11 protein-coding genes are annotated in these 11,140 nt (G+C 44.3%); 6 read left to right on the top strand and 5 right to left on the bottom strand.

Annotated features, from left to right (window positions below; genetic code table 11):
- Positions 1–107 precede the first annotated feature (107 nt).
- The 5 genes from PSE7429_RS17335 to PSE7429_RS17355 form a co-directional block, all read right to left on the bottom strand.
- Positions 108–617, bottom strand: a complete 510-nt coding sequence (locus tag PSE7429_RS17335; RefSeq protein WP_040689300.1) for a DUF1993 domain-containing protein — start codon at positions 615–617, stop codon at positions 108–110.
- Positions 618–762: 145 nt separating this feature from the next.
- A complete protein-coding gene (dprA, locus tag PSE7429_RS17340) occupies positions 763–1,872 on the bottom strand; it encodes a DNA-processing protein DprA (protein WP_009628596.1) in 1,110 nt (369 codons plus the stop codon).
- Between the two features lie 12 nt (positions 1,873–1,884).
- On the bottom strand, positions 1,885–2,448 hold the full coding sequence (locus PSE7429_RS17345) for an adenylate kinase family protein (protein WP_009628597.1): 564 nt from the start codon (positions 2,446–2,448) through the stop codon (positions 1,885–1,887).
- A gap of 4 nt (positions 2,449–2,452) precedes the next feature.
- The gene (locus PSE7429_RS17350) at positions 2,453–3,703 is read right to left on the bottom strand and encodes a SufS family cysteine desulfurase (protein WP_009628598.1); all 1,251 of its coding nucleotides are present in this window, start codon (positions 3,701–3,703) and stop codon (positions 2,453–2,455) included.
- Between the two features lie 152 nt (positions 3,704–3,855).
- Positions 3,856–5,928 (bottom strand): serine/threonine-protein kinase, encoded by a 2,073-nt coding sequence (locus PSE7429_RS17355; RefSeq protein WP_009628599.1) that lies wholly within the window; start codon positions 5,926–5,928, stop codon positions 3,856–3,858.
- A gap of 763 nt (positions 5,929–6,691) precedes the next feature.
- Between PSE7429_RS17355 and PSE7429_RS17360 the strand changes: the two genes are divergently transcribed.
- The 6 genes from PSE7429_RS17360 (at position 6,692) to PSE7429_RS17385 (ending at position 11,060) form a co-directional block, all read left to right on the top strand.
- Positions 6,692–7,258 carry a sigma-70 family RNA polymerase sigma factor gene (locus PSE7429_RS17360; RefSeq protein WP_009628600.1) on the top strand — a complete coding sequence of 189 codons (567 nt, stop codon included), beginning with the start codon at positions 6,692–6,694 and terminating at the stop codon, positions 7,256–7,258.
- A 12-nt stretch (positions 7,259–7,270) separates the two neighbouring features.
- Complete coding sequence (locus PSE7429_RS17365; RefSeq protein WP_009628601.1) at positions 7,271–8,128, top strand: anti-sigma factor; 858 nt, start codon at positions 7,271–7,273, stop codon at positions 8,126–8,128.
- A 473-nt stretch (positions 8,129–8,601) separates the two neighbouring features.
- On the top strand, positions 8,602–8,865 hold the full coding sequence (locus PSE7429_RS28230) for a hypothetical protein (protein WP_456153981.1): 264 nt from the start codon (positions 8,602–8,604) through the stop codon (positions 8,863–8,865).
- Positions 8,866–8,938: 73 nt separating this feature from the next.
- Positions 8,939–9,670, top strand: a complete 732-nt coding sequence (locus PSE7429_RS17375) for a thioredoxin family protein (protein ID WP_009628603.1) — start codon at positions 8,939–8,941, stop codon at positions 9,668–9,670.
- Between the two features lie 11 nt (positions 9,671–9,681).
- Positions 9,682–10,389, top strand: coding sequence for a cytochrome c biogenesis CcdA family protein (locus tag PSE7429_RS17380; RefSeq protein ID WP_009628604.1), 708 nt, complete (start codon positions 9,682–9,684; stop codon positions 10,387–10,389).
- A 56-nt stretch (positions 10,390–10,445) separates the two neighbouring features.
- Positions 10,446–11,060 carry a cytochrome b/b6 domain-containing protein gene (locus tag PSE7429_RS17385; protein ID WP_009628605.1) on the top strand — a complete coding sequence of 205 codons (615 nt, stop codon included), beginning with the start codon at positions 10,446–10,448 and terminating at the stop codon, positions 11,058–11,060.
- Positions 11,061–11,140 lie beyond the last annotated feature (80 nt).

An 11,140-nucleotide genomic window follows, 5' to 3' on the forward strand; every position in this document is an offset into this window, starting at 1 on the left:
AACCCGAACTGACGTTATGCTTAGCTACTTAGTTGCAAAATTAAAGCCCAAAAGAGGGTTGCCGTGCGGAGCACGGCAACCCTCTTTTGGGCTTTATGCCCAGCTACTTACCGACGTGCGCCCAAGAAATCGAGTTTGCCCAGTTCCACCCCACAATGTCTGAGAATATCGTAGGCAGTCGTTACGTGGAAATAAACATTGGGCAAAATGAAGAACAATAAATAGGCTTGTCCTGCAAAAGTCATTGTCTCTTTTCCGATAGGTAAAGTGATTACCTTCTCTTCAGAACCATCAATCTGTTCGGGAGTAAAAGTCTCAATGAAACCAATCACTTTGCGAAGCCGATCGCCTAGCTCAGCAAATGTAGTTTCGTTATCTTCTAAGGCAGGAGCTTCTGTGCCAGCCAATCTTGCTATGCCACGTCTAGCAATATCCGAAGCAATCTGAACTTGGCGGCTGAGAGGCAACATATCGGGATACAAACGGCTGGCAATTAGTACTGAAGGATCGATCTTTTTGGCTTCAGCATGGGCAGCCCCCTTTTCAAGAACTGCGATCAAATTATTTAGCGATCGCACTACGGAAGGCACTGCAACCTGATACATCGAAATGGTCATTACCGATTCTCCAGCTTCTTGATAAATTAATCTTTGTAACGCAGTCATCACTATAACAGATCGCTACTTTATCGAAAAGCTGTATGGTACTGCTTTGCAGCACCACACAGCTATCTCTATACGCCAAACCCTTCTCAAGTTAATCTCATGTCAACCTTTGATATCGCATTCCAGGATAAATGGCGATCGCACCGATTAGTTCTAATTGGGTTAAGGTTCCTAACACTTCCCCTGAAGGGATTTTAGTTTGTTCGACAATCCAATCTAAGCCCACAGGGTCACCAAAACCGATCGCTTGGAGAATGGTTTGTTGCATGGGAGGCAAATCGGTAATGGCGATCGTTGGTGTAGGGGTATCTAAATTCGGCAATGTTCCTAAGGCTTCTAGTAATTCATCTACACCTAAAATTGCCTGTGCGCCTTTGCCCAATAGGTTTAAGCAACCTCTTGCTTCATTAACTTCAAGGGAATTCGGTAAGGTATAGACATCACGTCCATACTCATTTGCTTGATAGGCGGTGATTAAGGCTCCCGATCGCTCGGGGGCTTCCATAACCAAGGTAACGCGGCTGAGTCCTGCGATAATGCGATTGCGGGCTGGAAAATGTTTTTTGTCAGGAGGAGTCCCTTGGGGGTATTCGCTCAAGACTAGCCCTGAAGTGAGGATTTGCTCGTAAAGAGACTTGTGCTTGGGGGGATAAAAGCGATCGACCCCTGTTCCCATTACCGCTAAGGTCTGTCCCCCAACTTCCAAACAGGCTCGATGGGCTTCGCCATCAATGCCTTCCGCCATACCAGAGATAATTGTAAATCCGTGACTGGCTAAAGCTGAAACAAGTTTTTTCGTCCACCGCTTCCCGTAGGGAGTGGCGCTGCGCGTACCGACGATCGCGATCGTATTGCGTTCGTTCCAAGTGGTGAGATGTCCTTGATAATAGAGAATTGGTGGTGGATCGGGAATTTCCCACAGTAATTGAGGATATTCGCGATCACTAGGTGTCCAGAAGTTGAGATTGCGATGCTCATGTACCGCCAATAAAGACAGGGGCTCCACTTCACCCTGAGCTTGTCGTATGGCTTCAAGGGTCTGACCGCCGATCCCTTCGATTTCTAGTAAAGCGCTTGCCGAGGCTTGCCAAGCCTCGGACATGGAACCAAAGGATTGATACAGACGCTTGGTTAATACTGACCCAATGCCTTGTATCTGCGACCATGCTAACCAATAGGCTCTTTCAGAATTGGGACTGAGATTCATGGGTTTTAAAAATTATTGCCCTAAATGTTCGATACCATACTCGATACGAGTACTAACCGTTGCGATATCTAACTCACTATTGATTGTTAGTAATTTCTGTTTATAACCGTAATATTCCAATAGAGGAATAGTCAATTCAAAGAACTGCTCGATTCGCTTTTGCACGATCTCAATCCTATCGTCGGAGCCACCACGCGATCGCGATCGCTGCATTAATGTCTCTTCAGAAGCCTGTAAATAGATCGCACAGTCAAGGGGAGTCCCTAACTCATCTAGCAGGAAATCTAACTCCTCCGCTTGAAAAGCTGTACGGGGATAACCCTCTAAAATCCATCCATGCTGGGCATCTGGCATTCCTAAGCGCGATCGTACTAGCTCGATCGTTAGACGATCGGGAACGAACTCACCAGCATCAACAAATCTTTTTACTTCTAAGCCCAGATCCGTGGCATTGGCGATCTCTAAACGCAAAATTTCGCTAGTTGAGATCGCAGGCAAGCGTAACCGAGCCTGTAAATGTAGCGCTTGGGTAGTTCGTCCTGAACCCGATGCACCTAATAGAACGATTCTGGTCATAGGACTAGGCCATCACATGTTTAAAAAAGGCGATCGCTTCTTTAAGGGAATTGATAAAGGTATCAATTTCCGCTTTGGTGTTGTAGAAATAGACGCTAGCTCTTGCCGTGCCGCTAATCCCTAAAAATCGATGGAGGGGCTGCGTACAGTGATGTCCTGAACGGATCGCAATGCCATCTTGATCGAGCATGGCTGATAGGTCATTGGCATGGATGCCATGATCGAGGGAAAAGGATGCCAAACCTGCGCGATGGTAGCGGGGTCCATAAACCTTGATATCGGGAATATCATTGAGATAATCCATCATGTAATTAATTAATTCCTGTTCGTAATCGTGGATTTTATCCATCCCGATCGCCATTAAATAATCTACAGCTGCACCAAGGGCGATCGCTTCACCAATGGCAGGTGTGCCCGCCTCAAATTTGTGGGGCAAACCTGCATAGGTAGAATGATCAAGAAACACATCAGCGATCATTTCCCCACCACCCATGAAAGGAGGCATTTCCAGTAAAAGGTCGCGTTTGCCATAGAGAAAGCCAATTCCCGTGGGCGCGCACATTTTATGACCCGAAGCAACTAGCCAATCGCAATCAAGTTTCTGCACGTCAATCGGCATGTGGGGTACGCTCTGGCAAGCATCCAACAAGACCTTCGCTCCTTGGGCATGAGCCAAAGCAATGATCTCTTCCACTGGATTTACACAGCCAAGGGTATTGGAAACATGGACGATCGCCACTAGTTTCGTTTTCGCATTAAGTAGCGATTTAAATTGCTCTATGCTCAGTTCGCCTGTAAGCGTAGGTTCGAGAAACTTGAGAACTGCCCCTGTTCTTTGCGCAATTAACTGCCAAGGCACGATATTACTGTGATGTTCCATTACCGAAAGGATGACTTCATCACCCGCTTTCAGATTTGTCCATCCCCATGTATAGGCAACGAGATTAATTGCTTCGCTGGCATTGCGGGTATAAATAATTTCTTCAGAGGACTTTGCCTTAACAAATTTGGCTACTTTGTCCCGCGCTCCTTCATAGGCATCGGTTGCGCGGGCACTGAGGGTATGTGCGCCACGGTGAACATTGGCATTGTCATGTTCGTAATAATATTTCCAAGCGGCGATCACTGACTTGGGTTTCTGAGAACTGGCGGCATTGTCAAAATAAATGAGGGGCTTGTCATTGACCTCTTGATCTAAAATTTCAAAATCTGCTCTGACCCGATCTGCCAAGGTCTTTTCGTAGGTTAATGTCATGAGGCTTACATAGTTGCTGTCGTAACTGTTACCTGTATTTTAACAGTTCCAAACCCAAAAAGAACGGGGTGGTGAATGGGGAGTCGAATCCCGTTGGGGATGCTTTTCTCAAGTTGATTGGTGATTTATTGATTGGTGATTTAATTGGTGATTTAATTGGCGATTTTCCAGATTTTCACCTTACCATCGAGACTGCCACTGATCAGCAATTTCCGATCTTCGCTAAATTCTACCGAGGAAACGCCGCGCTCGTGCTGAGATAAAACTTGCGGTGCTCGCTTTTCTTTTAAGTACCAGATACGTACGGTTTTATCGGCACTGCCACTGGCTAATAAACGATCGTCGCTACTAAAGGCGATCGTATGGACTTCTCCCGTATGTCCTGTGAGCAAATCCTTGAATTGCCCTGTTTTTCCATCCCATAGGCGGATTGTATTATCTTCCATGGCACTAGCGATCGTTTTTCCATCATTGCTATAAACGATCGATCGCACGGAGCTACCAGTCTCTACTAGAGTTTTAATCGCTTTTCCTGTTTCGACATTCCATAGTCGGATTGCGCCATCTTTAGAGCCACTAATCAAAAATTTACCATCGGGAGTAAACGAAACATCGTAAACCCAAGATGTTTCCGATAGAACGTTGATTAACTTCCCTGTTTCGGCATTCCAGAAACGGATCGTGCGATCGCCGCTAGAACTGGCGATCGTTTTTCCATCGGGGCTAAAAATAGCCGTATAGACTCTTTCCTGATGTCCTTTCAGTTTGTTTAACAGCTTACCTGTGGCAACATCCCAAATAATTACAGTGCGATCGTCACTGGCACTGACTAAGCGTTTGCCATCAGGGCTATATTGAATGTCATAGACCCGCCCAGTATGTCCTTTGAGGGTCTGCAATTTTTTACTGGTTTGTAAGTCCCATAATTCGATGATCCGTTCAGAACTTGCACCTGCTAAGATGCGGCTATCAGGACTAATGCTCACACCATAAATGGCATCCTTAGAGCCATTAATCGAAAATTCCTTAATGAGAATGGGAAGAGAACTTGATGCATTGCTGGAGAGCGTTGGCGCGGGAGAAGGTTCGGAAGGTTCGGAACTTTCTGGGGATAGGTCTGGATTGTTAGGATTAGAGGGTTTGTGGGAATACCCAAAAGTGAGAATCAGGGCTGTAATTACGATCGCACCGAGGGTAACAATGCCTAAGCCGATGTGCCAAGGCTGAAAATGTCGCCAGATCCGCTCTTTGTCTTGAGCTTGGGAGGTTTGAGCTTGGCGATCGCGTATGGGTTCCTCTGGGTCACGGCTATAGGAATTCTGTCTTTGATAGTTTTCCGCGCTCATCAGAACGGTTGGCAAACTGTGATTGACTTTGGAGACGGGATAGCGATTCACAAACTCGGCAATTTCCCGATACACATGTTCGGCACTAGGATAGCGTTGCCGAAAATCAAACCGCACCATTTTGGAGAGAATGTCGGCAAATTCAGGATAAACCTTCGGAGCGGATGCTCGCCACAAAATTTCAAGATTATCATCCTTCGCAAGATGATTGGGCGATATTCCTGTGAGGGCTTGAATCCCAATCATTCCGATCGCATAGATATCGCTGGCAAATTTTGGCTCTCCATGAGCCTGCTCGCTGGGCATATACCCTGGCGTACCAATGCCTACGGTGTAGCCCGTATCCGCTTGTGCTGCTAATACGGCTGTGGGTGTAACAATTTGCTTGACAACGCCAAAATCAATTAAAAAAAGCTGTCCATCCCGCCGACGAATGATGTTTTCAGGTTTAATATCCCGATGAATGACATTATTTTGATGAACAAAACTGAGAACGGTTAAGAGACTTTGTAATAGATCGGCAACGGTGAACTGTTCCCAAATTTTACCGCGCGGGAGTTCGTAGCTGAGATCTTTGCCATCGATATATTCTTGAACTAAATAAAATTCGGATAACTCTTCAAAGTGGGCAAATAGTTGGGGGATTTGTGGATGGGTTCCTAGACGATATAGAACTTGAGCCTCGGTCTCAAAAAGTCTTCGCGATAGTTGCAAGACGCTAGCTTCTTGAATATGCGGACTTAGTCTTTTGATGACTCGAATGGGGCGATCGGGAAGATGTAAGTCTTGTGAGAGATAGGTCTCGCCAAATCCTCCACCACCCAATCGTGCTGTCACTTCGTAATGACCACCGACTATTTGACCTACTGTAAGACTCATAAGTTATTTATGGGTATGTCTTAGATGCGATTGCGAGCCTGTTAAATAACCGAGTTATACCAAAACTAAAAATGGCTACGCCATTTTTAGTTCTTCAAACCCTTACTAGATTTGGTTTTTAATTCACAAAAGTGTTGTCACACTTTCGCGAATTGGTATTAAATAGCCAAGCATAATTATAGAACAGAGTAAAATCCTGTGGCGCAGACACAACATTCGCTACAGGCTCTTGGATTTTATCTTTAAATTGCACCCAGATACTTACTAAGATACTTAAGTAAGTGGGCTTAATTAAATATAAAACCCTCAAACCTGCGGCGCAGCGTGCGCCGCAGGTTTGAGATGTGGATTTTAATTATGCTGAGGTACTTATACAAGATACTCATACAAGATACTTATACAAGTTAAGTGTAATTCATTTAAGTAAGTGGGCTTAATTAAATATAAAACCCTCAAACCTGTGGCGCAGCGTGCGCCGCAGGTTTGAGATGTGGATTTTAATTATGCTGAGGTACTTAGGGACTTGCGAGAAAATAAGATACCAATCCAGATTTACCAGAATCGGTGGCGCGGCTCCGCCGCGCCACCGATTCTGGTTTTATATTTGGTACTTCATTAAATCGCAAGTCCCCTAGCAATCCTCAATGACAATCCTCAATGATTTGAAAGCAGACTCCACTCACCAGAACTGAATCCTATTGATACCACATCCGTTCTGCCTTAAGATGCGTAGGTATTGTAATGATGCGTATCAACTTTCTCCATGAAACTCTCTGAGCAAACTGATATGGAAATACTTCAAGCTTGGCGAGCGGGTAGCAGTCAGGCTTTTGGCATTTTTTACGATCGCTATGGTGAATTAGTTTACCGCCTATCATTGAGGATTTTGGGCAGTCAGCAGGAGGCTGAGGACTTAACCCAAGAAATTTTCATCTTGCTCAGCCGTAGTTCTGCTTACGATAGTAAGCGAGGTTCGATCGCCGCTTTTTTGACTGTGTTAACCCGATCGCGGGCCATTGACCGAATTCGTAAAACGCGATCGCAACAGCAACATTTGCAAAAATGGGAACAAAATATTTCCTTAGAATATGACACCAGAAATTCATCACTTATGGAAACTTTGTCATTGGCAGAACGCTCGGAAAAGGTAAAAGTAGCTTTAGCAAATTTGCCCGATAAGCATCGCCAAGTCTTAGAAATGGCATATTTTGATGGACTTAGCCAAACGGAAATTGCCAATGCGCTGGATGCACCTTTGGGAACTGTCAAGTCATGGGCGCGGAATGGGCTGATTCGGTTGAGAGAAAGCTTGAAGGGTACGCTAGAGTGAGACTGAAGTGATATGACACAACAAAACTATCCCAAAAATCATGCCAACAATTATCCTCCCCAATGGGAAGAGTTATTAGCGGGTTATGTCTTAGGCGATTTGGAGCCTGAGGAGGTGACAGAGATGCATGATCTGATTGCTACATATCCCGAACTCATTTCCGAAATTGACGGCTTACAAGAAGCGCTAGCGTTACTTCCCCTCGGTCTAAGTGAAAGTACGCCAGCGGTTAGTCTGCGCGATCGCATTGCGGCGAGTGCGGTTCCGCAAGTAGAGCAGGCTTTAGTTGAATCTTTAGTTGACACTTTAGCCGAACCTCGCATCGAAGATCTATTGAGAGAAGAGTCCATCATCGCTACGGGAATTAAGCGATCGCCAAGTCAACGAAATTTATGGAAATTAGCGGTGGTGGGTTTAGGAAGTATCAGTGCGATCGCTCTAGCTACTTTGGGCTTTGATAATTACCAAATGCGTCAGCAAATTGCTACCCACCAAATAGAATTACAAAAATACCGTCAGGCGATCGCCATGCTCCAAAGTGCCGACAATCGCATGATTTCTCTCAAAGGCATGGGAGCAATTCCTACGGCTTCGGGCAGCGTGACGATCGCACCCAATGAAAAGGCAGCGATGATTAGCATTCAGAATCTCATACCCATTTCTCAGGAAAATAGCTATCGGCTTTGGGCGATCGTGGATGGTAAAAAAGTAGATTGCGCTCAATTTCGTCCTGACGATCAGGGCAAAGTTTTTGTAAAGGTTCCCCTAGCTAATGCTCTCAAACAATCCACGACCGTAATTATTACGATCGAACCCAACAAAGATATGCCTGAGCCAACTGGGGCAATGGTAATGAAAGGAGAAGTATAGTAGCGGTGTTCCATAGTTTTGTTTACGAAAAGATGAGTGGCGACGCTTCGCGTCGCCACTCATCTTTTGTTTTTTATACCAATTCACGAAAGTGTAACCACTTCAGCAATAATACCAAAGCTGAAAATAACGTAGCTATTTTCAGCTTTGGTATTATTGCTTGCGATATTTCTTCATCCGATTTGCTCAGTCAATCGTATATCAAATAAGTGAACCGCGATGGGTTCCGCCATATTGATTTTTTGCAAAGAGAGATGAAAACAATGAACTATAGAATCCTTGGACTTATTGCTGGGCTGGCTCTTACTGCTGGAGTTGTTTCCTGTACTGCGACATCTACCGAACAATCAACTCCCGCACAATCCGCACCATCGGCAAAGCCTGCTGATGCGATGAAGAGCGATGCCATGAAAGATAAGACTGGCGATGCGATGAAAAGTGATGCCATGAAGGATAGCAAGCCTGCTGATGCGATGAAGAACGATTCTATGAAGAGCGATGCCATGAAGGATAGCAAGCCTGCTGATGCGATGAAGAGCGATTCTATGAAGAGCGATGCCACGAAAGATAAAACTGGCGATGCGATGAAGAGCGATGCCATGAAGGATAGCAAGTCTGCTGATGCGATGAAGAACGATTCTATGAAGAGCGATTCTATGAAGAGTGATGCCATGAAGAGCGATTCTATGAAGAGCGATGCCATGAAAGATAGCAAGCCTGCTAATGCAAAGCCTTAATCTCTCAAAACCCATTTAAATATGCCATTTAAATATGCCATTTAAATATGCCATTTAAATATGCCATTTAAATATGCCATTTAAATATGATTGTCGAGTGCTTAACATTCGGCAATCATCGGAAATAGAACCAATTAAAATTGGAGGAAAGTTTACAATGAGTAAAAACTTACTGTATCGTCGTCGCTTTTTCACCTATGTAGGATTGGGAACATTAGGAATTGGTAGTGCTGCCTGTGCTGCTCAATTTAGCTCTAGCAAGTCTTCTCAAGGAATCAATTCTAAGGATTTGGTAAGCACTGCACCTAAACTAGATGTCAGCAAATCAACCAATAATTCTGAAGTTACTACCGTGGCTGTAAATAATGCTTCGGGTCAAAAATTACAAGAATTTCAAGGCATCTCTCAATGGCTAAATACTAATCCTTTGTCAATTCAAGACTTAAAGGGAAATATTGTCTTGATTCAGTTCTGGACTTTTAGTTGTATTAACTGCCAACGGACATTACCCTATGTCACGGGATGGCACGATCGCTATGCTGCTAAGGGATTAAAGGTTATTGGTGTCCACACCCCAGAATTTGCTTTTGAGCGGGATGTCAATAATATTAAGGATGCCATGCAGAAACATGGTATTAACTATCCCGTTCCCATTGATAACGAGTTTAAAACTTGGAATGCCTACGGAAACGAGTACTGGCCGCATATTTATTTAGCCGATCGCCAAGGCAATATTGTCTACGATCGCATTGGCGAAGGATCATACAACCTTACTGAGCAAACCATCAAACAACTATTAGGATAGGAGATCAGGGCATGATGCTCTCTCTTTCGCTGCTATCGATCGGATTAGCTCTCTTGGGTGGTTTGTTAACGGCTTTTTCCCCATGTATCTTGCCAATTTTGCCGATTATTGTGGGCAGATCCTTGCAAACCCATCGCTACGCTCCCCTTACTTTAGTGGGCGGATTAATTAGCGGATTTGCGGTGGCGGGAAGTCTGTTAGGTATCGCCAGTAATTGGCTGACAGGATTCAGTAATTTTGCGAGAATTCTCGCGATCGCTTTTTTGCTAGGGCTAGGACTATTATCAATTTTCCCTCGGTGGAATTACCTTTTAGTCAGCAAGATATCCAGTAAATTTCCTTCTTTTAAGGTAAAAGAATCAACTGAGGTTAACTTATTTGCCGAATTTTGGTTGGGAACACAATTGGGGCTTTTATGGACTCCTTGCGCTGGTCCTGTATTAGGAAGTATTCTGATTTTAGCGGCTGCGAAACACGAGATTTTAACTGCACTAATTTTGCTGCTCGTTTATGGTTTGGGAACGGGCGTACCCATATTATTGCTTGCCTATGCCAGTCGTTATTTTAGCAATTCATTTTTAAAACTGCGATCGCACAGTCAATTTTTACAAAAGATTGGCGGTGTGTTGATATCTATTACTGCGATCGCTATTATTCTAGGATGGGATGTTAAATTACAAATTTGGTTAGCACCATTCTTTCCAGAATGGCAACTATGAATTCGATTACAAGCCAGATTAATCAAGCCAGATAAATTCCTCACTCCCCTAAATCTATGAGCCCAAAATCTGCAAATCCAAAATCTGTAAATCCAAAATCTGCCCCTACCCCCAAGCAAGCGATCTTTGCCAAAGCTTTTCATTCTATTAATATCTTGGCGTTAATCTTTATGACTGCGAGCGGACTGCAAATTTATAACGCCAATCCAGTATTTGGCGGACGCGCGGGATGGCGTTTCCCCAAGGAAATCCTCTTGGGAGGATGGCTAGGAGCAGGAAGGAACTGGCACTTTGCTTCAATGTGGGTATTTTCCATGAGTTTGCTCGTTTATGGAATCTATATTTTTATTACTCGCCGCTGGAAGCATAGATTTGCCTCGGACAAAGATATTCAAGCATTACAAGCCAAAAATCCCAAACGTAAGAACTATGCTTGGCATCGTCTTGCCTACACAGCGATCGTTCCCATTCTCATCCTCGCGATTCTCTCTGGTTTATGTATGTATAAGCCTGTGCAGTTTGCATGGATTTCTGGCTTATTTGGAAGTTGGCAAAATCTTCGCATTGCCCATTTCTTGACGATTCCCATCGTTTTGATTTTTACGATCGTCCATATCTCTCTCTCCTTGAAGGTGGGGGGGATAAAAATGATTCGTTCGATGTTTATTTAGTTATAGCGGCAACCAGTTATGTTACAGCAATTATCGATCAAACGAACCACAAGGAAATTTTTGAAAGCGTTGCTTCGCAA

It is taken from the genome of Pseudanabaena biceps PCC 7429 (assembly GCF_000332215.1).
In the GTDB taxonomy this organism is placed as follows: Bacteria; Cyanobacteriota; Cyanobacteriia; order Pseudanabaenales; family Pseudanabaenaceae; genus Pseudanabaena; species Pseudanabaena biceps.